This window comes from Stygiolobus sp. CP850M (genome assembly GCF_037389425.1).
In the GTDB taxonomy this organism is placed as follows: Archaea; Thermoproteota; Thermoprotei_A; order Sulfolobales; family Sulfolobaceae; genus Stygiolobus.
Window position 1 is genome coordinate 54,836 of the sequence record NZ_JBBHKR010000052.1, and the last position, 26,804, is coordinate 81,639.

The window sequence follows — 26,804 nt, forward strand, 5'->3', positions numbered from 1 at the left end:
TAGAAGTATTTATGAGAATCGGGGCTGTAATTCTAGCTGCAGGTGAGGCTAATAGGTTCGGTTCTAATAAACTAATTAAGGAAGTTTACGGAGTGCCTATTATTAGAAGGGTAGTAAGTGCTGTTGAAGGCATAGAGAAAGTAATTGTAGTGGGGAAATACTACCAAGAGTTGATGAGAATATTGGAAGACCAAGTAGTATTGTACAACCCTTATTGGAATAAGGGAATGTCTACTTCATTAAAACTCGGGATAAGGTTCTTTCAAGACTATGATGGAGTTATTATACTCCTTGGGGATATGCCGTTTATTACTAGGGATACCGTAAATAAGATAATCCAGTCATTCACTATGGACTGTGATATGGTAGTACCTACACACAAAGGAGTTAGAGGGAACCCAGTACTATTACACAAAAGGACTTTTCCCCTGATCATGAATCTGGAGGGAGATATAGGAGCTAGGGCTATAATGGATAAGGTCAAAAAAATCTGTTACGTTGAGAGTGGTGAAGAAGTCCTCATTGACGTGGATACTCCTTCTGATTTAACCTCAAAGAAGCATCCTTAATAGCTTTTACTATGTTTTGGTAACCTGTACACCTGCATAAGTTACCCGATATACCTTCTCTAATATCCTCCTCTGACGGGTTGGGATTCTCTTTGAGTAACCAGTAAGCCTCCATTATCATACCCGGAGTACAGTAACCGCACTGTAAACCGTGATTGTCCCAGAAAGCCTCTTGTATCGGATGTAGCTTCCCGTCTTTGCTAAGACCTTCGACAGTTAGTATATCAGCACCTTCAGCCTCTACTGCCAGAACTGTGCATGACTTAACGGATCTTCCGTTCATTATTACAGTACATGCCCCGCAATTAGAAGTATCACATCCGACATGAACGCTTGTATATCCTAAGTCTCTTAAAACGTGTACCAATAGTCTTCTGGGCTCTACCTCCACCTCGTGAACTTCTCCGTTTACCTTCAAAGTTATCTTAGCCTTTTGGTCTTTATCAATTATCTTCATTTACGAACACCTCCTAAAGCTTGATTTATACCCCTCTTAACTAATACCTTAACCATCTTTTTCTTATACTCAGCTGATCCCCTTATGTCCGAAGTTGGGTTTGCGCTCTCCATAGCCCTTGTCGATGCTTTCTCGACTACTTCTTCAGTGAGTTCCTTCCCTATTAACTCTTCTTCTGCACCCTTTGCTCTAACTGCTACATTGTTTACAGCAGTTAAGCCTATTCTTGCATCTTCGACTCTACTTCCGTTTACCTTCAGAAGGACCGCAACACCTACTATTGCGTAATCACCAGCCCTTCTTTCTAGCTTTTGATATGAAAACTTGTAACCATCAAAAGCTGGAACTTGTATTTCTGTCACAAGTTCTCCAGGGTTTAAATCTGGTGTAAACATGTCTTTTGCGAAGTCCTTAAAATCAACTAATCTCTGACCTTTCTTGCTTCTTATCAAGACCTTAGCGTCCATTGCTATCAAAGAAGCAGGGTAATCTGCCGCTGGGTCTAGGTGTGATATAACACCACCTATTGTTCCCATATTCCTAACTTGGGGGTCTCCGATCGTTTTTGCCGCATCACTTAGTAGCGGTACATTGGATTTTATCATGTCGTAATGGGTCGTTAATGCACCTATTTTATAGATATTTCCTTCTCTTTTCACGTAGTTAAGTTGTTGAAATCTCCTTATTTCCACTATATAAGAAGGTCTTATAATCCTGAGCTTTAAAGCGGGTATTAAACTATGTCCGCCAGCTAAAGGTCTTGCATCTTCATGTTGTTCTAAGAACTCTATCGCTTCCTCTATACTATCGGGGATTACATAACCTATCTTGGGAGGATACACAAATAATGAAATACCATATCTATTTAAAATCTTGCTATAGTTAATATGCCAAACTATACTAATTTGTATGTCCTCAAACGGTTTATCTTTTAAGCGAGATAGCTAGTAGATTTATTTAAGGAATACTCTTTACTACTGGTGATGAAGACTTTTGGGTCAGAGTAGTGAAGACGTGGCGGCTAACTGAGGTGTTATATGTTGAAACCCATACATCTTTCAGTTGGTAGAATTAACATAGATGTAATAGTAAAGTTAGATCGATTTCCTCAGCCTGACGAACCTCTTAGCACCGACATTCTTGAAATACAGCCCGGCGGTGCGGCTGTAAATTACGCTACAGCGGTTAATAAACTAGGTCATAGCGTTAAGATTTTAGCCAAAGTGGGGAAGGACTCACTTGTCATAAGACCTATACTCGAAAAACTTGCGGAAACCGGTGTGGGCTTGGACTATGTAGAAGAGGTAAATGCACCCCAAAGTATGGCTTTAATTCTTCTGAGGAGTGATGGAAAAGTCTCAATTGTTAGGAAGTTAGGCTCTTCGTTACTTCTATCAAATGAAGACGTGAGAAAGTACTTCGGGATGTTTGATGTGATTCACTTCGCCTCCGTACCTCCTGAAATCGTGATCAGAGACCCTAGCTCGAAGTTAATCAGCTATGACCCAGGGCCAAACAGTGGAAAACTCAATTCTGAACTGAACGTAGATATACTCTACCTAAACGAGAAGGAGAGCAACTCCGTAAACATAAACAATTTGCGGAAAGTGAACTTAATCGTAATAAAAATGGGTGAAAAAGGTGCTAGGGTAATATCCCAAGATAAGGAGTGTGAGGTAGAGGCTTATAAAGTAGATCATGTAATTGATACTACTGGTGCAGGAGACGTATTTGATGCAACATTTAATTATGCGTATATGGAGGGTTATAGTCTAGAGGAGTCGTTAAGGCTCGCAGTAACTTCTTCAGCGTTAAAAATAACCAAATTAGGAGGAACATCCTCTCCCACTCTAAGCGAGATCCTAAATGCATTAAAATCTTACACTCCAAGTGTATATTGTAAATGATTGTGCTCTTCGTGGACTTTGACTACTTTTTCGCCCAAGTAGAAGAGGTACTGAACCCCCAGTATAAGGGCAAGCCGGTAATTGTCTGTGTTTACTCTGGGAGGACTAAGACCAGTGGTGCTGTGGCCACAGCTAATTACGAAGCTAGAAAACTGGGAGTAAAGGCTGGGATACCAATAATTAAGGCGATGGAGTTAGCTCCTTCCGCTATATTTTTACCCATGAGGAAGGAGGTCTACCAAGAAGTTTCTAATAGGATTATGAACGGAATACTCAGGAAATACACCTCAAAGCTCGAAATAGCGAGTATTGACGAAGCATACTTAGATATAACAGATAAAGTAAAGGACTTTGATGAAGCTTACGCCCTAGGTAAGAAAATAAAAGAGGAGATATTTGAGAAGGAAAAACTGACAGTGACGATAGGAATTGCCCCTAATAAGGTATTGGCTAAAATAATAGCTGATAAGAATAAACCGAACGGGTTAGCCGTGCTAAAGCCAAAGGACGTTCAGTCTTTCCTCCAAAGCTTGGACATTGACGAAATACCAGGGATAGGAAAGATGTTGGCTGAAAAACTGAAAGAAATGGGGGTTAATAAGGTAGTGGATGTCTTGAACTTTGACTTCATGAAGTTAGAAAGGGAAATAGGTAGGTCTAAGGCAACATATTTGGTCAAATTGGCTCAGAACAGATACAACGAACCGGTGGAGGACAAGACCAGAAAGCCTCACGGTAGGATTTTAACATTACCGTATAATACGAGAAAGCCCGAAGTAATACTACCTCACCTTAAAAGAGCTGTAGACGAGGCTTATAGCAAAGTTCAAGGCGTACCTATGAAGATAACAGTTGTGGCAATAATGGAGGACTTAGAAATCGTAAGTAAAGGAAAGAAGTTCAAACATGGGATCAATAAGGAAAACGCATATGAAAAAGCGTTCGAACTACTCAAACAAATCCTCGAGGAGGACGATAGAAAAATACGTAGAATAGGAGTTAGGTTAGATGACGTGATTAAGACCAGAGGGTTAGACCAGTTCTTCTAAGGAAACAATACCCTTTAATACACTGAAATTTACGTTACCATACTTCGATAGGTAGTTCACAAACCCTCTAACCCCCCTACTGTTAGTATCTACTTCTTTAAGTACTTGAATGTTTACGTAAAAAGGCACCACATTACCCTTTACGACCTTTTCTAGAGGGATTACCCTCCTGATCTTATCAAAATCTTCTTCTATGTTCTTAGCCTCTAAGTAAGCTTTCTCGCCTCTTATCGCTATGACTACGGGCTCGTTACTTATTTCACCGTACTTATCGTGAATAACTACCAACCTTCCTGCCCTACCTCCAGGAACGTCTTCGTAAAAGTTCAAAGCCTCTACGAAGTCACCGTTACGGGACATAGGTATAACTATTAACTCCTCTATGCTTACGATTTTAACGACAGATTTTATTCTCACTTTCATATTTATCACCATAGCAATGATCGAGATAGACGGCTCTTACGGTGAAGGTGGGGGTCAAATACTCAGAACATCATTGACACTTTCGGCTCTAACAAAAAAACCTTTTAGGATCTACAACATTAGAGCTAAAAGACAGAAACCTGGGTTACAGAGACAACACTTGACAGCTGTAGAAGCTGTTAAGGCTTTGACCAGCGCTAAGACCAAGGGAGACTTCGTGGGTTCAACTGAACTCATTTTTGAGCCTAGGGATATTGTTGAATCAGGACACTTCACATTCAATATAGGCACTGCTGGAAGCGTTACCCTAGTGCTTCAAACAGTCTTGCCAATCATCCTTAATAGAAAAATAGAGATAAGGCTAATCGGAGGGACAGATGTACCTAAGTCTCCTACCATCGACTATATAAGGCTTGTGTTCCTGCCATTACTTACCAAAATAGGAATAAGAGGAGACATTGACGTTGTCAAAAGAGGTCATTACCCAGAGGGGGGTGGTGAGGTTATAATAAAGAACTTTAAGGCTGATCCTACATCCTTTTCTATAAATACCTTCGGAAAACTGATAAGGATAATAGGAATTTCACATGTGTCCTCACTCCCATCTCATATAGCTGAAAGGCAGAAAACTTCAGCAATATCAATTCTTGCCAAACTGGGAGTAGAGGTCTCGATCGACTTAGACATAAGAGAGAATGAAACTAGTAAGGGGAGTGGGATAACCCTCAGTGCGATAGGAGAGAATAGTATTATTGGTGCAGACTCTTTAGGGGAAAGAGGAAAGAGAGCAGAGGTTGTAGGAGAGGAGGCTGCAGAGCTCCTAGTTAAAGAGTTGAAGACTGGTGCTGCAACCGACAGTCATATGGGAGATATGTTAATGCTTTACGCTTCACTATACGGTGGAGAGTATACATCATCATACTTAACTCAACATGCAAGGACTAATGCCGAAATAATAAAGAAGTTTCTAAACGTAAGCGTTGAAATAATAGGTGAATCACCATACTTATTTAAGGCAAAATAACAGCCCTTCCAACTACTCTCTCCTCTAAAAGATCGTTTATTGCCTCATTAATTTCCTCAAGCTTATAGGGAACCGATAAAGTTTTGAGCTTTCCAGCTTCAAATAGCTTAATTACCTCAACCATATCATCCATATTACCATATAATATTCCCCTTATCCTTAACCCCCTTAAGACTATTAGTTGTTCAGGGATTTGTAAATGACCACCGTATTCACCGATTATTCTTAATTCCCCTTCTCTACTTAATAACCAAGGGGCATCTTCGAGCGTTTGATCGTTTCCTACGAAATCCAGTACATAGTCGAATTTCTTTCCGGCTACTGGAGAGAATGGAGGGTCTTTCTTTTTCATCGCTAGTACCTCGTCGGCTCCTAAACTCTCCGCCTTACTCAACCTTATCAAATTCCTCCCTATTACGGTGACCTCAGCGTTTTTCATCTTAAGTAGTTGGATAGCCAGTAAAGCTACGGATCCTACCCCTATCACCAATACTCTATCTCCTTCCCCTATCCCTTTCGTGGCATTATAGGCAGTTATTCCAGCATCGGCTAAAGGTGCTGCGGATATGTAATTCCCGCTTACTTTGAATAGGTACTCCTCAGAGGGAACTTTTACATATTCTGCAAACCCTCCGTCCGTATGAACACCTATGACTCTCACGGACTCACAAAACTGCCTATCCCCCCTTCTACAGTATTTACACCTACCGCAGCCTATCGAGCTGTATACGAGAACTTGATCCCCTTTCTTGAACTTGTTACCTCCTTCCACAACCTCACCTACTATTTCATGCCCCAAAATAAGGGGAGTCCTCACGGCTATGTCGTTCTCCCATTCACCGAAAATTAAGTGAATATCGCCGTGGCAGAGCCCAGAAGCCTTAACTCTTAAAAGGACTTCACCAGGGTTCAATTTCGGCTCAGGCACGTCCATTATTTGAAGGGGCCTACCTTTTTCTAAAAAAACAGCCGCCTTCATTTACCATCCCGACTTAAGATATGCTGCTATCTCCCAATCTGTTATCTCGTTCTCGTAATCATCTAACTCCTTCCTTTTAATCTCTATAAACGTGTTAATGAGGTCTTGACCCAGTGCATATTTTAACTTGTTGTCACGATCTAGGCTGTTAATAGCCCCCCTTAAACTCGTCGGTAAGGTTGCTACGCTGTAATTAACATCTACATCCAAACCTCTTTCTATCCCATCTAGGCCCGCGTGAATGATCGCGGATAGAAGTAAATATGGATTTGCTAGGGGATCTGCCAATCTGAACTCGATTACCCCATAATCCTTATACGTTGACGGGATCCTTATTATGTAATGCCTCTCGTTTCCTATGCCTGCGATTGTCGGTGTAACTATCTCTTTAAATCTCTTATACGAGTTGACAGTGGGGGCTGCAATAGCCATTATTGAGCCTATATGATCAAGTATACCTGCCAAAAAGTTGTAGAAAGTCTTGCTCAATCCCAATCCTTTCGGGTCGTTAACGTCGATACCAATGGGCCTCCCAGTTAAATCCAAGAGCTTAATGTAAACGTCCATACTGCTACTCGGGTAATTCCTAAAGGGTTTTGGCATGAAGGTGGAGTACAACTTATAGTACCTTGCGGTGTCGCGTATTATTTCTCTAGCGGTAACTAAAGAGTCAGAAGCTGTTAATGTATTTGACATCGAAAAGGTAATTTCGTATTGACCCGGTCCATAGTGTTTATTGATGTATTGAACCTGAGTATTGACACTCTCAAGATTTTTAATTAAATCCCTTAAGAAACTCTGTTGTTCCATAAGCCCTTCAAGAGAGAACGCTCTTGCTTCATCTGCCGGTAAAGGCTTTCCGTCCTTGAAGTTTATAAGGTAAAAGGTAGGTTCAAAGGCTACTTCCAGCTTTATTCCACTGTCCATCAACTTCTCCATGGAACGATTAAGGAGAGACCTTGTGCAAAGGTTATGAGGAGAGCCGTCACTTTCAGTCAAATAGCTCATTACTCTAGCCGTCCTTTCTAAGTAGGGAATAATAGCAAAGGTTGAGATGTCGGGCTGCGCGAACATATCACCATATATGTGTTTTATCGGTGTATCCCTATAGTCGAGAAACAGTAATGACTCAGAATACTCGACCCCCTTTCCTTCTAATACCTTTTCGAACTCTGCCCTCCTTAAAGATCTTCCTCTTACATTTCCTAAAATATCAACGAAGACTACCCTTACATAATCTACTTTTCCGGATTTTAGTATTTCCAGTACTTCATCCCTGATCAATTTGCTCAAACTATCCTAACTATTACTTTATATAAAAGCATTCAACGAAAACGCATGAAGATCTGACCGGCGTAAATAACGGCATTTTGGTAATCACCGAAAATACCCGACTCGACCACTTTTCCCTCTTTCAACAAGGTTACTATATATAGATAATCTTCGGGTGTCTTTCCCTTCTTACGATGAAATTTTAGCGTGTAGACTCCCAGATTAACGCGCTTCTTTTGGGACACTTCATATCCTAATAACATTATTGTATAGATGTCTACCATAGAGTCCTTAATTACTTTTTAATGTCAACAACTACATGATAAACTTTTGGTTTCACACTCCTTACAATCCTAGCAAAGACTACGTTTGGGTATTCACTCTTTGCCAGACTAACTGGGTCGTTGCCCTCTATTTCAGTGTATAAGTGCAATATCCCACCTGCCTTCAAATGAGGCATAGCTACCTCGTAAGCTTCTTCAGCCTTCTCTGGGAGAGGAGCCAATATTCTATCGACATTATACGGGAGATAGTCCATTTTCTTAAAAGCGTCTCCGTAAATAGGAATAACCCCGAAAGCCTTGTTCAGATCCACGTTAGCCATCATATAATAATAAGCAAAAGGATTAATGTCAATAGAATAGACAGTTGAGGCACCACCCATAACGTAAGAAAGTATTGAAAACGGTCCATACCCTGAGAACATATTGATGATGACTTCCCCTCTCCTTACAAGTCTAGCGACCCTTATGTGCTCGTAGGAAAGTTTAGATGAGTAAAAAACCTTGCTTATGTCTAGGAAGAACTTACACCCGTACTCTTTGTAAATCGTCTCACTCTTTTTTTCACCGGCTAAGTGAACTGTCGTTGAAAGCCTGAAGTCCCCGCTTATATCCCTATACTTCCCCCACACCGACTTAACGTAAGGGATTTTTTCGAGAATTACTTCCGCTAACTTTCTTACTTCTTCTACGTCTTTGTCGAAAGGGATTCCGATTATGGCGATGTCTCCTACTATCTCAACCTTTTTCCAGAGACCTAGTTCTTTCGCCAGTTTTTCTATCAATTTCCTCTAACCTCCTGACGCCCTCTTCGACGTCCTTTAATCCCACGTTTAATGGTAAACCCCCGTCTAACACGGGTTCACCGTTCACTATCACGGTCTCTAATGAATAACTCGAGTACATCAGGGTCTCATAAGGAGATACTATGTCCAAAGGAAATGCCGGAGGCTCAGAGTATTGGAATATAACTAAATCGGCAGTATAACCTGAGTTCAGGACTCCCGAGTTCATTTTGAGTTGAGAATAACCCCAATCAGTCATAGAATGGAAAGCCTCTTCAGCTGTAAGTAAAAGCCTGGTAGACGTATAAGCCAACTCGTGGCGAATGTCAAATGAGGGTACAAGGTCTAGTGATACAGATGGTTTATACTCGCTTAAGGGAAACTTAGATACCTCATAAGAGGGTGTAAATGACAACTTAAAGCGCTTCTTTCTTATTACGTCTAGATCTAACCTTGATCCGCCGCCCAACCCTATTATTTGGTCGTAATCTATGTCCTCTGTGAGATACACCTTGTTATCAACAAGCACGGCAATTTCGTTTTCCTTAGCCAGTTCAACTGCGTCCCTCAGTAAGGACTGATCACAAACTTTCAGAATTACATTATTGGCTCCTTTATGAGACCATCTATTGAACAATGTCCTGAACTCTTTTTCCCAGTCGCTAGGCGAATTACTACAACCAACGGAAACTATTATAATCGGTCTTAGACCTACCTCCGATACTGCTCTAGCTACTATATCTAGATGATTACCGCTAAATCCTACTGTAGTGACACCTTGTTTTAGGAGATGATAAGCCCCTAACAAGGCGAAATAATAAGAATCGTTAGATGAGAAAGTAGAGAGAAGCAGATTAGCGTTTTCCCTGCCGGTGAAGATCCTAAATCTGAATGGATAAAGAGACAAGTAAGTGTGAATTGTTATAAAACCCGGTGATACAATTCTATCCCATCCCCCTATGTCGAGTTCTGCATCCTCATAACCAGTGAGTTCATCATGAGATACTACATCTATTTTAGAGTCTTGCAAACCAACGTAAACTTTTCTGAGTGGTTTACCAGCACCTAAGGCGATCCCAGCCCTTACTATGGTTTTCATGGTATTAAATACTGGAGGGTAAAATATAAGACTGATGAATTACATTGAGCTAATAGAAGACGAGGTAAAGAAATTCCACCCTATAGAAGTTGAACAAAAAATTACCTCTGGAATTATAGTAGGAGCCGGAGACTCCTATGCGGTAGCTCTCGCTTTGGAGGGAAAGACAAGTAAGAAAGTTATTGCCGTGGACCCATACGAAGCCCTACACATAAACTCGGATAGACCTTACGTTATAGTCTCGATATCTGGAAGGACTAAGACTAACATTGAGTTAGCTAAGATCAAGAGAAAAGAAGGTAGAAAAGTTATAGCCGTCACAGCTAACCCTACTTCGCCCCTCGCAGAAAACTCTACTGAGACCATTCTTATACCCTATAATAGTAATATTACATTACCCGGTACCTTATCCTTCCTTCTTGCCTTATCAGCTGTTTACTCACTTTTCGGTATTGAAATACCTAAAGATTACATCAAGGCTAAGAGTTTTGAACTACGGGAAAAACCATTCTTTGTCGGTCAAGGAGAAAACTACGGTATAGCTTACTTCTCAGCTTTAAAATTAAATGAAATTTTCTGCGAAAATGCAAACTACGAGAGATTCGAACTATTTCTTCACTCTCCTATATTCTCTACAAGAGGTAGGCAAATAGTACTCTTGAATAGCGGAAGTGAAAGAGAAAGAAGACTCAAAAAACTCATAGACTTTACCTACGTCTACTTAACTGAGTGTACTGATGCTTTTTGTAACGCACTTACTGCCATTCTTGCAATAATTGAAAGGATGAAAAGGGAAAACTGGAATAGAATTTGTTTTATTGATGATAAAAAGATCCTAAATATTAGTTCAGAGATGATATACTAGATGGCAAAGACTTTAGACCTAAGGCAAAGCGATACTAAGTGTGGTTCTAGTTCTCCTGCTCTTACCATAATGAGGTTTTGGCTTTCGGAGGGTGGTAATCAAGAAGTAGAGATAATTGCTGTTAAAGGCGTTCAAGCAGACCAGGTGGAAATGTGGGCTGAAGCCATGAAAGATAAGGGAGTTAAAATCCTTTCAAAACAAGACGAAGGAGATAAAGTGATATATAAAGTATATCTACCATAAATCCTAATAATGAATTTTAGGTTGGAGGACAAAATATATTTTGATATGAAATGGATTATTTGAGATTCTCAAAATATCTTTCAATATCGATACTGATAGTCTCGCTGTTAATATACATTATCGGAGACCCTATTGAGAAATTATTAGCTTATCAAGGTCCGGTGATAGGTGGAGGTATATTAGGATGGTATGTCCTGAACTCAGTTAGTAGAGATAAAATAATTGAAGAGGAGAACGGTGATAGAGCCCCGGTTACAGCTATTCTCTTGAGGAAATACGCTCTATTGGGGATAATTATAGGTATATTAATGATTATCCCTTGGTTAACACCCACGCTGTTCGTATTGGAGGAAACGATTCAACTTCTTTACATTCTCTCTTTTACGAGCATGGCAATAGGAGGTTTCCTTATCGGATATGTAATCTCGTCTTTTAAATTTATAGAAAAGGTTATACTTTATTCCTTAGGTTTTGTAGGAGACATTTTATATTTCTTTGTAATTTATGTAGCATCGCAATTATTCGGAATCCCTCAACTGGAAGTAGTGAATTACGTCCTACTAATGGTTTACGGCGTAAAGTTCCCTGAAGGTGCAATATTCGGCTTTTATATCATTAAAAGAGTAAACGCAATATGAACGGCATAGTTTACATAGTCGGTGCAGGACCTGGAGACCCTGAATTAATTACGGTCAAAGCATTGAAAATCTTAAAGATTGCTGATGTAATAATATACGATAGATTAGTTCCACAAGAGTTATTAGAAGGTCTGAACGCGGAATTAATATACGTCGGGAAAGAGTTAGGAGACGCAAAACTTCAAGATTATATAAACGAGCTGTTGGTTCGAAAAGCTAAAGAGGGAAAAAAAGTCGTGAGGTTGAAAGGCGGAGATCCATTTGTCTTTGGACGAGGAGAGGAGGAATGTATCTATGTCTTAAGGCACGGAATAAAGTGTGAGATAGTACCTGGAGTAACAAGCGCGATAGCTGTTCCTACATATGCAAGGATCCCAGTCACCAGCAGACTAGTGGAAAGTTCTTCAGGTTTCACGGTAATTACGGGGACGACAAAAGACGGCGGATTAATTTCAGAGGAATATATACCAAGAAAAGGGACCATAATTATACTTATGGGTATTCACGTAATAGACGAGTTAACTAAAGTGTTAATGAAGGTCAGAAGCGGTAAAGAGAAAGTAGCTGTAATTGAAAAGGGCACAACTAAACAGCAAAGAGTTTTTACTGGTACATTAAATGAGCTACCAGAAATTATAAAAAGGGAAGGAGTAAAGTCACCTGCTGTCATAGTTATCGGTGAGACAGTATCACTGATGGATTTACTTACTCTTAAAAAGGAGATGTGAAAATTCTGTCGTTACTACTGTAAGGGAGAGCCACAGTTACTACAGAATTTAGCTCCAGGTGAATTTACGTAACCACATTTAGGACATTTTATTGGAGTCAACGATGCACCACAGTTAGGACAGAACTTCGCGTTAGAATCTACTTCAGCACCACATTTCCAACACTTTGTAACTACTTTTTGTAGCTGGACTTGTGAGGCTGACGTAGAAGGTTGAGTCACTGATGATGAGGTGCTTGATGGTTGGTTCATCGCGGACGTGCTTACGGATTGCTGAGATATAGGAGATTGAGTTGGTTTGGGAGGATTTTGTTGATAAGGAGGTTGTGGTGGTTGCTGAGGATAAGGCTGAGGATTTTGTTGATAAGGAGGTTGTTGATAAGGGGGCTGAGGGGGTGCTGAAGACTGAGCCATCATTATAGCCATCATAATAGTATTCATAATCTGGTCTTCTTGCATGAAGTCCTTTATTAAATTGTAGGCGTCTACAGCTGTAAGCCCACCACCAACTAAAGTCAGTAGAGAGTTATGCAAATCCGTGTCCGAAACTGTTGCGACTCCCGCACTTCCTATTAAAGGTATTAAATCTTGCAATAGGTTAGTCATACCCGTTTCTACCATAATCATGTTAGGACCTTCGCAAATTCTAATTGTATATGCTTTATTCGAGTCAGTGATCATCCCTAAGAAGCTAGAGTGTTGTGCTTGAATGACAGCCATATACTGCCCTACCATTGGAAAAACTTGAAAACCCTGCCCCATTAAGTACATTATAACTTGTTGAACAACCGGTTGTAAATCAATAGGTCTCTGTATAGGTATCATCTGTTGCTTACCGCCTAACCCTATGGGCTGCATGCACATCATCATATTGAACATAGCATTGGATTGAGGATTTCCACCGTATGGATAGCCAGAAGGTTGAGGATAACTAGATGGGTACCCAGTAGGCGGATAACCGCCCGAACCGTAAGGGGGATAGCCTGAAGGAGGAGGATAGCTCATTGTAATTATTATATCTAATATAGATAATAAACATTTAGGAAACGTACTTATAACATCTCGTTTCTTACTAGAAAGGGGAATTTGTCTCACCAATTCTTAAATAATTTGAACTATATGGGGTTCTTAGGCTAAGAAAAATGCCTCTAAGCTTTCTCATTATGGGTTTGGTCATAACTCTCGCTGTAACTCACTCATTAGAGCCTGACCACATAGTTACCATGAGGATGATGAACAGTACTAAGGATTATCTAGCTTTTGGTGCTTCTCACGGTGTTGGTTTCGCAATAATTGCCATACCGTTAATCTTACTTTTTAATCATTTCCAGTTTTACGGAATACTAGCCGGTGATATAATAGCTATTATCTTTGCAATTGTCCTAATATACGGAGAGCTCATAGGAAAGGAATTTGAAATATCACCCAAAGGTTCGGGAGTCCTGCAGGGAGCATTTGCAATAACTCCTTCAAAGGTAGTTGTGGCTGTATTAGCTTCAGAGACTACACTTCTGATAGGAATTGTTTATGTAGCATTGTTTATACTAGTATCAACGATCGCAATGTTTGTTGTGGGTGTCTCATTACACTACGTTCCAGAAAAGCTCGAAAGGGTCATTAATATAGGAATTGCCCTTGTTACTATCGCCTATGTAATCTATACAACAATAAACGGAGAATTGTAGAAGATAAAAAATCCTCATTTTTCTCGCTCTACAATCCACAACGGGGTCTTCTCCCCCTTTAAATACTTCTCTATCATTTCTAATGTAGTTGGACTTATAGAAATTTTTTTCATTTCATTTATAGAGAAAAACCTTGCATCCTCAGCATCAGAACCAGCCTTTACCTCACCGTTAGTGATTTCGCAAACGAAGTCCAATATCACATAATGGAACCCCTCCTTAATAATTTCCACGATAGCCATCAATTCTTTGGGTCTCACTTCTACAGATATTTCTTCCCTCATCTCTCTTTTCAACGCTCCCTCAATTAACTCGCCAAAATTTACCTTACCTCCTGGAACAGCCCAAGAGCCTTGATTAGGAGGGTGTTTCCTCTTTACTAGTAATACTTTCCTATCTGAGTCAAATATCACGCATCCGACAGCTATCTTAGGCAAATTCATAGAGATTAAAAATTCTACCTTGGATAAAAGTTAATATATACTGTATACTCGTGTAATGTGATGAAAGGTTATTTAGTACTTCTACTCGCGTTAATTCTTCTTGCCCCCATAGCTATCATAAGCAATGCTACTACAGCTGAACCTTACCAAACAGTCCAAATTCCTTCATTAACAATATATAAAGACTTGACTTATCATGTAGTAGCTCAAAAGACTCTGAACAAAACCAATGTTACTACAATTTTTAGTGTTAATTACGAAGTCACGTCAATAGAGAATACTACTTTATCTGTAAGTGTGAGCGGCAATTTCACTAAAAATATGAGCTATGTGATTGGTGGTTCAGGTAGCTTTAGCGTTAATATATTTAGCGAATTGTTCTCCCTTCATTACCCTTTCATTCCACCTTTCTTAGAATTTAACAACACATACGGACTCAACACCACTGAAGGGAGATGGGATCTCCAGTATGTGGGGCCCAAAAACGTTACTATAATGAATAAGAATGTGACAGCGTCAGCGTATATAGTATATTTCAACCAGACTTATTCACAATATTACGTAATTTTGAAAAACGGTCTTATTGCGAATACAAGTTATTCAAGTGAAAACGGTTCGCAAATCACAATGTGGCTAGTGTCCTACTCTAATCCCGTTAATATAACGTTTAATGCTCCTTCTCTAGAAGGAATCGGGAAACCTTACCTTTATATTCAATACATTAACAACTTTGAAACTGACAGCTTAACGCCTGAATACTATTTAGAGGTATATTATCCCTATCAAGTTGGTGACTACTTAGTCCAGATAAACTACTTACTATATCCTCAGCAAGGAAGTTTGGTAGTTCCGGCCAACTTAGGAAACATACCTCAGCCAATTAACTTCGTCGCCGTTTTTGCACCATACTATAAGGAGCAACTGACTTTCGTAAATAATGTAGGTAATAGTACAATAATATGGAAGGGAGTGAACTTAACGCTTATAAACACTACTTATATCAAAACCGTTAATGGTACAGACGTAAAAGCCTATCTGTATAAATATTATCAAAATTCTTCAGTTCCGCAAGGATCAGTAATACTTTACGTCTACTTCTCTAGCGACGGAACGTTATTACAACAAAGCGTATACTCCGTAGGTCTCAAGAACATTACAGTAATGTTCAGTTTAGTATCGAATCAATACGTAAGTTTAGATTCTCAATATCCCACTCTAACCAAGCCCTTATATACTACATTACCGTATGAGCCTGTAAACCTGCCAACCGCTATACTAATCACCGTGATTATATCGGTAGTTATTTCAGCGTTAATAGTTGTGTTAAGACAAAGATAAAGTATTAATCTTTTTTAAAACCAAATGATTTATCATTTATGTTTTACATTAATAATCATAAGCTTATATGCCTCTATTGCAAAAAAATAAATTTTCTAATAGAGAAAGAATCATGAAGTGTTATGACAGAAGCTGTTCAAACCACTCTTACTTCTAACCTTTATGACCAACAAGTAAAAAAGCTATATAGAGTAGGCGAAATTTTAGGACTTCCACAAGATGTTTTAGAAACATTATCTCAACCAGAGAGGGTTATTCAAGTCAAGATAGAGATCAAGGGAAAGGACGGCAAAGTTAAGACTTTTATAGGTTGGAGATCCCAGCACAATAGTGCGTTAGGTCCATATAAAGGAGGAATCAGATACCATCCTAACGTGACTCAGGATGAAGTTATCGCATTATCGATGATGATGACATGGAAGAACTCCCTTCTCTTATTACCTTATGGTGGAGGAAAAGGAGGAATAAGGGTCGATCCAGGTAAACTTTCATTAGAAGAATTGGAAATGTTATCTAGAAGATATATTGATACATTATATAAATATATCGGTAGTGACATAGATATTCCAGCCCCGGATGTTAATACAAATCCTCAAACAATGGCGTGGTTCATAGATGAATACATAAAAATAACCGGAAAAGCTGACTATGCTACCTTTACTGGTAAGCCCGTGGAGTTAGGAGGACTGGCGACCAGAAACTACAGTACTGGATTAGGTGTAGCAACCGTGGCTAAAGAAGCTGCATCAAAGTTTATAGGTGGTATAGAAGGTGCAAGAGTAATAATACAAGGATTCGGAAATGTCGGTAGTTTTACTGCTAAATTCCTGCAAGACATGGGAGCTAAAATTATAGGAGTAAGTGACTCTAAGGGAGGGGTAATAGACCCTAACGGAATTGATATTAATAAAATCATAGAAACCAAGGAGAAGACTGGCTCTGTAATCAACTATCCTACTGGGAAAAAGGTAACAAACGATGAGCTTCTTACTTCAGAGTGTGACATCCTAATACCTGCTGCACTGGAAAACGTAATTCATAAATTCAATGCTGATAAAATAAAGGCTAAAATGATAGTTGAAGGTGCTAACGGACCTCTGACAGCTGATGCGGATCTAGTTATGAAAAACAGAGGAATACCAGTAGTCCCCGATATTTTAGCTAACGCAGGAGGAGTAGTAGGTAGTTACGTGGAATGGGCAAACAACAAGATGGGAGAAATTATGGAAGAAGAAGAGGCTAAAAGACTCATAGTATCTAGAATGGAAAAGGCGTTTAACAGTGTTTATGGCATGTATGACAAACTCGGAGACCAAGACCTCAGAATGGCTGCAATGGCCTTAGCTGTTGAAAGAGTAGTAAATGCTATGAAGGTAAGAGGAATGATTTAGATAATAAGGTAATGACGTAGCAACTTTAAATTCTTTTTATTCGAACCTCCACGTGGTCTTATCTTTCGAATCCAATAATTTTATCCCAGCTTTACCTAATACATCTCTGATCTGGTCGCTAAGATCATACATCTTCTTTGCCCTGAGTATATTCCTGACCTCGACCACAGCGTCAATAACCTTGTTCAAATTGTCGTAAGCTAGATTAAACTCTTCATCCATAACACCATAAACATAGTTAAACTGCCTAAACGCGTCTAAGGCCAACATAGCCCCCATGAAATCTTCTGAGGTTTGTAACTCGTTAAACACTATGGTAGCTATTTCATGGATATAAGATAGTGCTGTTGCAGTATCAAAGTCTTCGCTAAGAGCTTCGTGGAACTTTTGTATAAGGCTGATGATTTTTCTCTGGGTTTTAACTTGCTCGTCATTGGAGTAATACTTTGGTCCATCCTTTATGATCCCCCTTAATACACTCATTGCGTCTTTTAACCTCCTCAGGGATGTGGATGCTTGGGAAAGTGAGTCCTCACTAAAATCTATTGTATTCCTATACTTGGCTGTCAAAAACCAATACCTGAGAGTATTAGTTCCCCATTTCTTGATTGCCTCGTTCAAGGGAATAATGTTCTTTAAAGACTTACTCATCTTCTCCTTATTGATGGTGAGGTAGGATACATGAACCCAATACTTTACCCATGTTTTGCCCAATAATGCTTCAGATTGTGCCCTCTCGTTTTCATGGTGGGGGAAAACTAGATCTACCCCACCACCGTGAATATCAAACTGCTCTCCCAAATACCTCGTAGACATTGTAGAGCACTCTATGTGCCATCCCGGTCTACCCTTCCCCCATGGAGACTCCCAATAAGGCTCACCGGGTTTCCAAGCTTTCCACAAAGCGAAGTCGTACGGGTGTCTCTTCTCTTTCACGAATTCTTCTCCCTGATTCCACTCCTCCTTTTTCGTCCCCGATAAAAGACCGTAACTGGGAAAAGTATCAACATCGAAATACACGCTACCACTGGGAGCTACGTATGCATGACCCTTATCAATAAGCCCTTGGATGAACTCGATTATCTCCTTAATATGAGTTGAAACCCTAGGATGTTGATCTATTTCTACTTTAAGCTGACTCATAGCGTCAATATAGTCCTTTAGGTAAAAGTCTACTATTTCAGTCCAATCTTTACCCGTGTCTTGAGCTCTCTTAATTATCTTATCGTCAATGTCAGTTATGTTTTGGACTCTTATTACGTTATACCCCCTTAGCTTTAAGTATCTTACCATCGCATCGAAAGCTACAAAAGTCCTACCGTGACCTATATGAACGTAGTCATAAACTGTGGGACCACATACGTACATCTTAACTGTATTCGGTTCTACTGTTTGAAGTTCCTCTAGTTTTTTTCCCATAGTGTTGAAAATCTTAATCATGATAACTCCCTTTCAAATGCCTTATATGTTATCTCCCTTATTTTAGGAATTAACCTTAACTCCTCTGGCTTTAATCCCATAAGTTCTGCCAATTTCACTGATGTAAAACCAGCTAATAGAAACATACTTGAGATAATTTTTAAAGGTGAAGAATAAAGTGGTCTTATAATAATTGCATTGATTAGCTCAGCCGTCTTCTCGTCAATTATATCTGAAGGGAAAACTACTGGCTGAAACTGAAATGGATAGTTCTCAGAATAAAGTTCTATTTCATTATGGTTCGCTTCGGGTAGTTGAGAGAAGAAAGCTGGATATTTCGCGTTCTCATTTACCTCTTGCTTAAACCTTTCAGCTATCGGTAGTAAATCAGAAGCGTAAAACACTGGGATCTTACCCTTAATTTTTGAAGCAAGGCCAGTTGCAATCTCTTTTACCTTGGCTTGACTCTCCGTAACTCCCTCTAAAAGCTCCCTTTCTTTATACCCCACACCTAAAGTGTTGTTTATTAGTTTAATAAGATAAGTGAAAATGTAAGGGAATACGTACCTGGTCTGAAGACCTCCAGGAAGGATTAAAAAAGGATATCCTTTTGCTTTCGCATATTCTAACATTTTTCCTCCGCTAGTTATAATCACTAACTTTCTTACTCCTTGTCTTTCTGCCTCCTTCAATGCAACGAGCGTCTCCGTAGTATTTCCGGAATAACTCACAACAAAGACTGTAGTCTTCTCATCTACTTTTACCTTATATCCCCTAAATACCTCGTAAGGGACAGGTAAGGGAAGAAGTTTCAGTACTTCTCCAGGTATTCCGCTTCCTCCTATACCGAAATAGGCTAACTTTTCGGAGTTTCCTAATTCAGGAACTTGACTGTTTAGTGCATCGGAGAAAAAGTCAGCCCATCTTTCATAAAAGTTATTCACTTTTTACCACCATACTAAGACTTATTGATGGTGGGTTTGCTGTTATAGAGGCATTTATACTTTCGACTCCTATCTTCTTAAGATTTGGTCTCAGTTCTAAAACTCCTGAGGATATTACTAAGGAAGCTAATGAAATATACTCTTCTATGTAGGGGGATACTTTACTCTCCGTTGTTAATAACGAGATGTTAGCCGGCTGAAATATGTAAATAAATATTATGTTGATCCTTTGGGTTAAAAGTATAAAACTAGCAAGGGCTTCGTCCCATTTCTGCGAAGATATAGAATCCTCAAACTTCTTTAGCAAGTCCCTTTGTTTCTTCGTTTCAGCCTTTAGGAATTTAACTACCTCGTTCTCGTTAAACGACAAGGATGTTGCACTTAATTCATCTAACTTCTTAATCAAATTATCGAAGAGTAGAGCTTTCTCCATAAATGATATTACAAGATACAGTATAAAAAGGTCTTTCTTCATCTAATAGATAATATGGAGAAATTAGTCGTAATAGGTGGCGGAGCAGCTGGGATGAGTGCTTCAAGTAGGGCTAGAAGATTAAAGCCACAAATAGAGATAGAGGTCTTCGAAGCTACGAAAATGGTAAGCCATGCCCCTTGCGGAATTCCTTATTTCGTTGAAGGATTATTTGATGACGAAAACTTGTTTATGACGTACACCCCCCAGTTCTTTATTGAAAACAGGAAAATCAACGTGAGAATCAATACAAGAGTGACAGAGATAGACCTGAGTTCCAGAGTCGTGTATGCCGAAGGGAAAGACGGTAAAATGAAAAGTGAATACGATTATTTAGTTATAAGCACTGGGTCTAAACCGAAAAGGCTGCCGAGTGAAGGGAACGACAGAGTGTTCTATATTCACCACCCGGCCGAAGCTGTGAGCTTAAGGCAAAAGCTGTGGTCTCTTAACACTATCGCAATAATAGGGGGAGGAATATTGGGTGTCGAAGCTGCAGAGGCTTTAACACAGAGGGGTAAAAAAATACTCCTCATACATCGTGGCGAGTATTTGTTAAATAAGAGTCTAGACCAAGAGTTAGGAAAACTTATCACGGAAAGAATTTCAAGGGACGTTGAGTTGAGACTTGGAGAGGGAGTTACTGAGATCAAACAAGGCGGAAGATTGATTATTACAGATAAGGGAAAATACGAGGTGGACGGTACTATCATAGCAATAGGAGTAGAACCTAACGTAGATCTGGTAAAAGACAAAATCCAACTTGGAACAACAGGGGCAATAAAAGTAGACGAGTACATGAGAACGAATTATAGAGAAGTTTACTCAGCAGGTGATAACACAGAAAGCGTTAACATAGTAACGGGAAAGCCTCACTGGGTTCCTTTTGCTCCGGTTGCGAACAAGATGGGTTACGTAGCTGGTAGTAATATTGGGGGGGAGCCGATGAAATTTCCCGGTGTCGTTAACACACAAATTACGAAGTACAAGGAGTATTACATAGGTAGGGTAGGACTTCAGGAAGAAGAAGCTAAAAAGTACGGGTTTCACCCAGTTTCTGCTACAATAACCGGAAAGACAAGAGCTAGGTATTATCCCGGTGCAAAAGACATTCATGTGAAAGTCATAGCCGACGAGGAAACTAAGAGGATTCTAGGGGCTCAAATCGTGGGTGAAGAAGAAGTACTAGGGAGGATCGACATGATGGCAGCTGCAATCATGAAAGGGTTTACCATCGAAGATACGTTCTTCATAGAAATGGGTTACCTACCGGCAATATCAAGAGTATGGGATCCAGTCATCGTAGCAATAAGGAAGATAATGAAAGATTGAGAAGAGGTAATACCCATGGGTAATACGCCATATTTAAATATTTCGTCAATTAAGTTAATCAAAGCATGAGTAATACTTATGAACTTACTGTAATACTTGACGAGGTAATACAAAAATACATTAGGGAGTACTTTAATGTATATAGCGTAAACCCCTCCTTAGTTGAGGGCCCAGCTACTTTAGCTTCTAATGATATCCTGACAGAGATAACACCTAGGAAATTAAACGGAGAAGTCTTTGCTGTTGACAGCAGTAGCAGGAGTTTAACTTCCGCCGGAGGAATAATCAGCATAGTAACACTCGGGGTTTCTTCATTATCCAAACCCTTATACGGCGCTTACCCTGGACTCTTCGGAATAAGTAACCTCGATTTAAACAAGCCTTTTATAGCCCTTGCGTCTTCTTCTTTCTCCAAGGGTATAAACGCATATTTATATTCATCAAAATACGTAACTACCGTCTCCCTTGACGGAACACCCTTTCAGTCAACAACTGAGCCAGAGAGAGTAGAAACAGAGTTGAGAGCGATCCTTGAAACCGAAGCTTTGAAGAAGTTGAAAAACGAAGGATTAATTATCGTAGATGGACCTCTTTTTCCCTCTTATACGTTCCTACCGGAAAAAGTTAGAAATAATATTATAAAAGAACGTGTTAAAGTCTTAGATCAAAACTACATAGGAGTAGTGAAGAGGCTCGATAAATCCGACTTGTTGGTTAAATCCTTGTCCTCCAAATCCAAGGAAATATCAGTGAAATATAAGGTTGATCCTAGAGGGTTCATCTCAGATGAGGCTTTCTTATTTCAACTTGTAAGGTTTAACTACACTCCTCCCTATCCTACATTAAGTGTAGGTCCTCTAATTAAGGAGGTAACTGAAGGAGTTAAAATATACGTAAATTATTTAATTTACCCGATACACAAATACGTTCCTAAGTTCTCTTTTTTGAGAATTGAGTCATTCACTAGAGATGCGGTAGAGGGAATCTCGTCACTAAAATTTACACTAGACGGTATACCCATCGTCTTAGCATTAGCCGACAAAACAGCAAAAGAACTTTCTTCGGGAATATTACGTTACATAGCATTCTCACTTGAACGCATAGGACTACAAGAGAGCTTCAGAGGAAAGTTCGAGGTGCTAAACGTTGTCTGAGGACATTTCCAACACTATCAAAGACAAGATAGAAAAGGCTAAAGCCCTAGCTATAACCCTAGGAGTCATAGTCGGAAGAGTAGCGAGAAGTATCCCGAATAAAGTTGATGAAGAGAATTACATTACTAATGTAATAATAGACGCCCCGACTTATTATAAATACCCATTCCTCGGCAAAATGGGGGTGTTATTAGGTGCTGTTGACATTAAGTCCTTGTATTTCGTATTACTTAGGGTCGTTGGTTATGAGAGGAGCGATGTTTCGTCCCTGCTTTTTTCAGAATCTCCAATAATCTCGTCGAATGATACTGGTGAAGAAGAGCCTGGCTCACTGATCTCAAACGTAGTTGTAAAGTGCGAAATGTTAACCAAGGTAAACGTATTAGAATCTACAGAACCTGAGGCTGCAGACATAGTAATAGAACCTCAATCCCCCGTCATAATCCCTCAACCAGAAATAATAGAAAGATCTCTGGACACTAACAGAGGTCTATTGAAACTCGGCTACTTAGATAACCCGTCTAGTCAAGTCAAAGTAGCAATAAGCTTAGACGATCTAAATTATCACATGCTACTTTTGGGAACTACCGGAGCTGGGAAAACCTCATTTGTTAAGGACTTAATAGCCGGGATTTACAAGGCTGCCGATGATACTAGAGCGTTAATATTCGATGCTACCGGTGATTATTACCACATTTTTCTTCCTCCAGATAGAACAAATAAGACTGTGAAACAGAGCGTGAGCATGTTCGAGTCACTCTACTCACGAATGACTGGTATAGACCTCGGGATAATTTACCCTATAACAAAAAGGTGGTTGAAAAAATACACTAACGGTAAAAAAGACCTCTTATCTATCACCACGGCCTACTATAAGTTATATGTGGAACCCATAGTGAGATACTTAGAGAGAAAAGGATATACGTTCTACGTTTCTGTAGATAAGGGGAGAATAGTAATATCAAATAGCGAGTGGAAAGCTGAGACCGAGATCTATCCTTTTTACTTCAGGTTTAAGGAAGCTAGGCGTATACTACCTAGGCTTAATCCATACTTCTCAGAGCAAGCAACGCAGTTCCTTAAGATCTTGATGAAGAGGGAAGGAAGAAAGTACGAATCGCTCTCAGACCTCATTGAAGGTTTCGAAAAAGAGGATCTTGAACATATAAGCATTCATAAGAGCACGAAGGAAAACATCTTGAGGGGGCTTTACTTACTTAAGGAGACTGGCCTTTTCGATGTAGGTGCTGAGAGGGTGCCCTTATCGAACATCCTCCTAAACAATAGTAAGAAAATTCTAGTATTTGATTTGTATAATAGCGAAATAGACGATTTCTCACAGAAAATTCTTACTTACTACATGCTCGACAAGATATTTGATGTTAGAGAAAAACAAATGAAGAGCGGACTCTTGAAGGATAGAATAATACTCATCATTGATGAGGCTCATAAGTTCTTCCCTTCCGTAAAGGGAGGAGAAGAAGACTCAAACTACGTCAGGAGGGTAGCAGGAAAAATAGCAATGATGATGAGACTAGGGAGGAGGAGAAAGATAGGGTTTATATTTTCAACACATAATCCTGCGGATTTATCTGATATTATTGTCCAATTGGCAAACACAAAAGTTATATTCAGGATAAAAGCTGAAGTAGCTGAGGCAATGGGATTATCAAGAAGTGAAGCTAAGACTCTTAGCTGGGAGAAAAACGGGGTAGCCTATTTAATCTCCCCTTGGCTTAGGGAGGGAAAGGTGAAGATAAAAGTCCCAGTTCCACCACCACTTGGGCATTACGACTTGTCAAAGGCGACGTGAGATGGGAGAGCTGGAATTAGTCATAAAGAAAATGAAAACTAAAGGAGACAAAGAATCTGTTATAGAATTCCTTAAAACTCTGATGAAATTAATACCACCAACGGACGATATCGGGATTTCTTTGGCCAGAAAAGGGACTCACGAGTATATCTTAGATAGAAAAGGGCTTGCTATAATAAGCTTATCCGAAGACGAGTATCTACCCTTCTTCTCAGCATCTGAAAAGAGAGTTGAACTGGAGAGCTTACCTGATGATGTTGCTAAAAATATAAAGAATAATTGGAGGAACATACTAGATCAGCTAAGAGACTATGTGTTAGATTACAGTAAAATTGATAAGAAGTATTTGAAAGTAGTAGATGAGATAACAGATGCAGTTTTTAAAAATCTCTGACACCAAAGTAACGGCTATTAAAGTCATTCATTACGAAAACACAAATTACATGGGCAGATTACACGGGGGTGATATGCTGAACTTTCTCGTCGACATAGGGATGTTATCGGCGATGAAAGTAGCTAAAGGATTAGCCGTACTGGCTTCTCTCGACGATGTCATCTTTAAGAAACCTATCCTCTTAGGCGACATAATAACAGTTGAAGCTGAAACGGATTATGTAGGGAATACATCAATGGAAGTAAGTATGAGAGCGGTAAAGGGGGACGAAACGTTAGTGGAAGCTACTGGAGTTTACGTTAAAGTGGACGACCTACTCAGACCAACAGTTGTTGATAAGAAAATACAACCTGATAATGAGGAAGAGAAGAAAAAGTACGAAATTGCATTGGAGAGAAGGAAAAACAGAAAAGTTGACACGTCTTCAAGGTATAACGTGAGCGACCCAACAGAGGGACTGACTTATAGACTTGTATCAACAATCTACGTGACCCCGGATATGACTTATAACGGTAAGATAATATCCGCCGGAAAGATGCTTAAAGTAATGGACGACTTGGGCGGAGCCTTAGGTCTAAACTACATAGGTTATGAGGGGTATGGAAAGGGTGATACAGTAGTCACTGTTTCTGCTAATAGTATGAGTTTTTACACTCCAGTCAGATTGGGAGACATTCTGGAAATGAGGGCTGGGATTAGTTACGTGGGAAACACCTCCCTCGAGACTACTATAAACGTGATTAGGGTGGACCCCGAAAACATGAGTAAAGAACACGTAACTACCGCCTACTTTAACTACGTCAGGATAGACAACTCTGGAAAACCGGTAAAGCTGAAACCCCATACGCCACAAAACGATAAGGAAAAAAGGATCTTCGAAGAGGCTTTACTCAGGCGGAAGAAGCTACTTTCACACTACTGACGTAATCATAAAACATAAAGAAAGATATTACAAAACCGAAGAAAGATATGAAATATGCTTGTGAAATAGAATGAGGGTTTACGATGGCTGAAAGTATACTACCAGCAGCACTAGCTAAGTTTTCCCCTGCGTTAAACAATCCTATTATAGCACCTCTGTTTTTACTTAAGTTCTTGAACATAAGTGAGAAGAAAGCTGTACTGTAAAGAGGGTAGCTAGAACCAAATACTAGAAACACTGGCATTATCCCGTAGGATAAGTTTATAGAGAAAAACACTAAGAATCCCAGCACTAGAACTATCGATGACCTTAATGATATCACTGAGAAAGCATAATACAACTCGTTATCCTTTACCATCTGAGGTGATCTGTAATAAACGTACTCGTCCACAATGTACAATGCAGTATATGAGAGAAAGTAAGTCCAAGAAGGTACTTTATAGATCGTAAGGAGAGGAATGAACATAACGTAGAAAATCTCAGCAGAAAGATTGAACATGGAGAATGATATTAAGGGCTTTAGCAGTATCTTAAACTCTCTTATTCTCTCGTTTTTATCCTCCCTTATTTCACCCTTATAACGCGGGATGACTACCGCATTTATCGCGGTACCAAGTGCAAATAAGACTAAGGGAATTTCGAAATGAGGTAAAACCGCACCAAGAATACTACCTGCTATATTTCCAGCTAATGATAGTTGGGAAAGTCTAGAATTGCCTACAACAATCATTTCAGGCGTTAGTTGCTCTAAGAGAATAATTGAGTATAAAGGAGAATCAAGTGCCGAGATAAACCCTACTAAAGAGTAGCCTAGGAGGCCGAATGGTGTCCTAAATATTATAAATGAAATCAACAAACCACTTAGTGGAAGTAATATAGTGTAAAAGTATCTCTCCTTACTCTTGTCTAAAAGAAGTCCCCATACATAGGAACCTGTTGCAACAGCTAAGTTATTCAGTGTAATACTAAGACCGAGTAAAGCTGTTGAATGTGTCTCGTTATATAGAGAGATAGGGTAAAGAAGGGAGAGCATTGTAATCCCAGCAACAATAAACGCCTGACCTATGAATAATTTCACGATATTTTTAGCTAGGAGTGATAAACCTAAAAGATGTAGGGCTTAATTTCATTATCCTTTCGCCCTTCATATTTCATATGGAGTTTATAGCCCTCTTTATA

At 39.6% G+C, this 26,804-nt stretch carries 30 protein-coding genes; 16 read left to right on the forward strand and 14 right to left on the reverse strand.

All coding sequences use genetic code 11. The features are described from left to right. The first annotated feature begins 11 nt into the window (after positions 1–11). Positions 12–569: a nucleotidyltransferase family protein gene (locus WIW89_RS05300; RefSeq protein WP_337720006.1), complete on the forward strand. Its 558-nt coding sequence runs from the start codon at positions 12–14 to the stop codon at positions 567–569. Here the strand turns inward: WIW89_RS05300 and cutC are convergent. Continuing rightward, positions 520–1,026 carry a glyceraldehyde dehydrogenase subunit gamma gene (gene cutC, locus WIW89_RS05305; protein ID WP_337720007.1) on the reverse strand — a complete coding sequence of 169 codons (507 nt, stop codon included), beginning with the start codon at positions 1,024–1,026 and terminating at the stop codon, positions 520–522. The two genes, WIW89_RS05300 and cutC, sit on opposite strands and share 50 nt — an antisense overlap. After that, positions 1,023–1,868 (reverse strand): glyceraldehyde dehydrogenase subunit beta, encoded by an 846-nt coding sequence (gene cutB / locus WIW89_RS05310; RefSeq protein ID WP_337710000.1) that lies wholly within the window; start codon positions 1,866–1,868, stop codon positions 1,023–1,025. Before cutB ends, cutC begins: the two co-directional genes overlap by 4 nt. Before the next feature lie 195 nt (positions 1,869–2,063). Between cutB and WIW89_RS05315 the strand changes: the two genes are divergently transcribed. Together WIW89_RS05315 and WIW89_RS05320 are read left to right on the forward strand one after the other, a co-directional pair. After that, entirely contained in the window at positions 2,064–2,933 is an 870-nt protein-coding gene (locus WIW89_RS05315) for a carbohydrate kinase family protein (protein WP_337720008.1), read from the forward strand. Then, entirely contained in the window at positions 2,930–3,982 is a 1,053-nt protein-coding gene (locus WIW89_RS05320) for a DNA polymerase IV (RefSeq protein ID WP_337720009.1), read from the forward strand. Before WIW89_RS05315 ends, WIW89_RS05320 begins: the two co-directional genes overlap by 4 nt. Here the strand turns inward: WIW89_RS05320 and WIW89_RS05325 are convergent. Continuing rightward, complete coding sequence (locus tag WIW89_RS05325) at positions 3,965–4,405, reverse strand: hypothetical protein (RefSeq protein ID WP_337720010.1); 441 nt, start codon at positions 4,403–4,405, stop codon at positions 3,965–3,967. The genes WIW89_RS05320 and WIW89_RS05325 overlap by 18 nt on opposite strands. 16 nt (positions 4,406–4,421) lie before the next feature. Here WIW89_RS05325 and rtcA point away from each other — a divergent pair, with 16 nt between their 5' ends. Then, on the forward strand, positions 4,422–5,429 hold the full coding sequence (gene rtcA, locus WIW89_RS05330; protein WP_337720011.1) for an RNA 3'-terminal phosphate cyclase: 1,008 nt from the start codon (positions 4,422–4,424) through the stop codon (positions 5,427–5,429). Here the strand turns inward: rtcA and WIW89_RS05335 are convergent. From WIW89_RS05335 to WIW89_RS05355, 5 genes are read right to left on the reverse strand one after another with little or no spacing between them, the layout of a single operon-like run. Further along, on the reverse strand, positions 5,416–6,408 hold the full coding sequence (locus WIW89_RS05335; protein WP_337720012.1) for an alcohol dehydrogenase catalytic domain-containing protein: 993 nt from the start codon (positions 6,406–6,408) through the stop codon (positions 5,416–5,418). The two genes, rtcA and WIW89_RS05335, sit on opposite strands and share 14 nt — an antisense overlap. After that, on the reverse strand, positions 6,409–7,692 hold the full coding sequence (locus WIW89_RS05340) for a glutamine synthetase family protein (RefSeq protein WP_337720031.1): 1,284 nt from the start codon (positions 7,690–7,692) through the stop codon (positions 6,409–6,411). Between the two features lie 41 nt (positions 7,693–7,733). Then, on the reverse strand, positions 7,734–7,964 hold the full coding sequence (locus WIW89_RS05345) for a hypothetical protein (protein ID WP_337709994.1): 231 nt from the start codon (positions 7,962–7,964) through the stop codon (positions 7,734–7,736). A gap of 11 nt (positions 7,965–7,975) precedes the next feature. Next, a complete protein-coding gene (taw21, locus tag WIW89_RS05350; RefSeq protein ID WP_337709993.1) occupies positions 7,976–8,746 on the reverse strand; it encodes a tRNA 4-demethylwyosine(37)-methyltransferase Taw21 in 771 nt (256 codons plus the stop codon). After that, positions 8,700–9,845, reverse strand: coding sequence for an amidohydrolase family protein (locus WIW89_RS05355; RefSeq protein ID WP_337709991.1), 1,146 nt, complete (start codon positions 9,843–9,845; stop codon positions 8,700–8,702). The genes taw21 and WIW89_RS05355 overlap by 47 nt, the downstream gene beginning before the upstream one ends. A gap of 34 nt (positions 9,846–9,879) precedes the next feature. On the opposite strand from WIW89_RS05355, the gene WIW89_RS05360 reads away from it, so the two are divergent. Genes WIW89_RS05360 through cobA form a run of 4 tightly spaced genes read left to right on the forward strand, consistent with a single transcriptional unit; the run spans position 9,880 to position 12,319 of the window. Beyond that, entirely contained in the window at positions 9,880–10,710 is an 831-nt protein-coding gene (locus WIW89_RS05360; protein ID WP_337700350.1) for an SIS domain-containing protein, read from the forward strand. Further along, positions 10,711–10,953, forward strand: a complete 243-nt coding sequence (locus tag WIW89_RS05365; RefSeq protein WP_337700348.1) for a hypothetical protein — start codon at positions 10,711–10,713, stop codon at positions 10,951–10,953. A 50-nt stretch (positions 10,954–11,003) separates the two neighbouring features. Continuing rightward, positions 11,004–11,591: a hypothetical protein gene (locus tag WIW89_RS05370; protein WP_337720013.1), complete on the forward strand. Its 588-nt coding sequence runs from the start codon at positions 11,004–11,006 to the stop codon at positions 11,589–11,591. Beyond that, on the forward strand, positions 11,588–12,319 hold the full coding sequence (gene cobA / locus WIW89_RS05375; protein WP_337720014.1) for a uroporphyrinogen-III C-methyltransferase: 732 nt from the start codon (positions 11,588–11,590) through the stop codon (positions 12,317–12,319). Before WIW89_RS05370 ends, cobA begins: the two co-directional genes overlap by 4 nt. Before the next feature lie 14 nt (positions 12,320–12,333). Here the strand turns inward: cobA and WIW89_RS05380 are convergent, their stop codons facing one another. Next, positions 12,334–13,323, reverse strand: a complete 990-nt coding sequence (locus WIW89_RS05380; RefSeq protein ID WP_337720015.1) for a zinc ribbon domain-containing protein — start codon at positions 13,321–13,323, stop codon at positions 12,334–12,336. Positions 13,324–13,481: 158 nt separating this feature from the next. Between WIW89_RS05380 and WIW89_RS05385 the strand changes: the two genes are divergently transcribed. Next, complete coding sequence (locus WIW89_RS05385) at positions 13,482–14,003, forward strand: hypothetical protein (RefSeq protein ID WP_337720016.1); 522 nt, start codon at positions 13,482–13,484, stop codon at positions 14,001–14,003. A 14-nt stretch (positions 14,004–14,017) separates the two neighbouring features. On the opposite strand, the gene WIW89_RS05390 is transcribed toward WIW89_RS05385, so the two are convergent. Beyond that, positions 14,018–14,446 carry an NUDIX hydrolase gene (locus WIW89_RS05390; protein ID WP_337720017.1) on the reverse strand — a complete coding sequence of 143 codons (429 nt, stop codon included), beginning with the start codon at positions 14,444–14,446 and terminating at the stop codon, positions 14,018–14,020. Between the two features lie 60 nt (positions 14,447–14,506). Between WIW89_RS05390 and WIW89_RS05395 the strand changes: the two genes are divergently transcribed. Together WIW89_RS05395 and WIW89_RS05400 are read left to right on the forward strand one after the other, a co-directional pair. Next, positions 14,507–15,784, forward strand: a complete 1,278-nt coding sequence (locus WIW89_RS05395; RefSeq protein WP_337720018.1) for a hypothetical protein — start codon at positions 14,507–14,509, stop codon at positions 15,782–15,784. 122 nt (positions 15,785–15,906) lie between these two features. Beyond that, on the forward strand, positions 15,907–17,175 hold the full coding sequence (locus tag WIW89_RS05400) for a Glu/Leu/Phe/Val family dehydrogenase (protein WP_337720019.1): 1,269 nt from the start codon (positions 15,907–15,909) through the stop codon (positions 17,173–17,175). Positions 17,176–17,211: 36 nt separating this feature from the next. On the opposite strand, the gene cysS is transcribed toward WIW89_RS05400, so the two are convergent. Genes cysS through WIW89_RS05415 form a run of 3 tightly spaced genes read right to left on the reverse strand, consistent with a single transcriptional unit; the run spans position 17,212 to position 19,971 of the window. Further along, a complete protein-coding gene (cysS, locus tag WIW89_RS05405) occupies positions 17,212–18,615 on the reverse strand; it encodes a cysteine--tRNA ligase (protein WP_337720020.1) in 1,404 nt (467 codons plus the stop codon). Beyond that, on the reverse strand, positions 18,612–19,538 hold the full coding sequence (locus tag WIW89_RS05410; RefSeq protein WP_337720021.1) for a bifunctional phosphoglucose/phosphomannose isomerase: 927 nt from the start codon (positions 19,536–19,538) through the stop codon (positions 18,612–18,614). Before WIW89_RS05410 ends, cysS begins: the two co-directional genes overlap by 4 nt. Further along, complete coding sequence (locus WIW89_RS05415; protein WP_337720022.1) at positions 19,531–19,971, reverse strand: hypothetical protein; 441 nt, start codon at positions 19,969–19,971, stop codon at positions 19,531–19,533. The genes WIW89_RS05410 and WIW89_RS05415 overlap by 8 nt, the downstream gene beginning before the upstream one ends. Before the next feature lie 54 nt (positions 19,972–20,025). Here WIW89_RS05415 and WIW89_RS05420 point away from each other — a divergent pair, with 54 nt between their 5' ends. The 5 genes from WIW89_RS05420 (at position 20,026) to WIW89_RS05440 (ending at position 25,625) form a co-directional block, all read left to right on the forward strand. After that, positions 20,026–21,342, forward strand: a complete 1,317-nt coding sequence (locus tag WIW89_RS05420; RefSeq protein WP_337720023.1) for an FAD-dependent oxidoreductase — start codon at positions 20,026–20,028, stop codon at positions 21,340–21,342. 65 nt (positions 21,343–21,407) lie between these two features. Next, entirely contained in the window at positions 21,408–22,496 is a 1,089-nt protein-coding gene (locus WIW89_RS05425; protein ID WP_337720024.1) for a DNA double-strand break repair nuclease NurA, read from the forward strand. Then, positions 22,489–24,309: an ATP-binding protein gene (locus WIW89_RS05430; protein WP_337720025.1), complete on the forward strand. Its 1,821-nt coding sequence runs from the start codon at positions 22,489–22,491 to the stop codon at positions 24,307–24,309. The genes WIW89_RS05425 and WIW89_RS05430 overlap by 8 nt, the downstream gene beginning before the upstream one ends. A 1-nt stretch (position 24,310) precedes the next feature. Beyond that, positions 24,311–24,703, forward strand: coding sequence for a hypothetical protein (locus WIW89_RS05435; protein WP_337700321.1), 393 nt, complete (start codon positions 24,311–24,313; stop codon positions 24,701–24,703). Beyond that, the gene (locus WIW89_RS05440) at positions 24,681–25,625 is read left to right on the forward strand and encodes an acyl-CoA thioesterase (RefSeq protein WP_337709967.1); all 945 of its coding nucleotides are present in this window, start codon (positions 24,681–24,683) and stop codon (positions 25,623–25,625) included. The genes WIW89_RS05435 and WIW89_RS05440 overlap by 23 nt, the downstream gene beginning before the upstream one ends. Here WIW89_RS05440 and WIW89_RS05445 read toward each other — a convergent pair. Next, positions 25,594–26,703: an MFS transporter gene (locus WIW89_RS05445; RefSeq protein WP_337720026.1), complete on the reverse strand. Its 1,110-nt coding sequence runs from the start codon at positions 26,701–26,703 to the stop codon at positions 25,594–25,596. The genes WIW89_RS05440 and WIW89_RS05445 overlap by 32 nt on opposite strands. Positions 26,704–26,804: the final 101 nt, after the last annotated feature.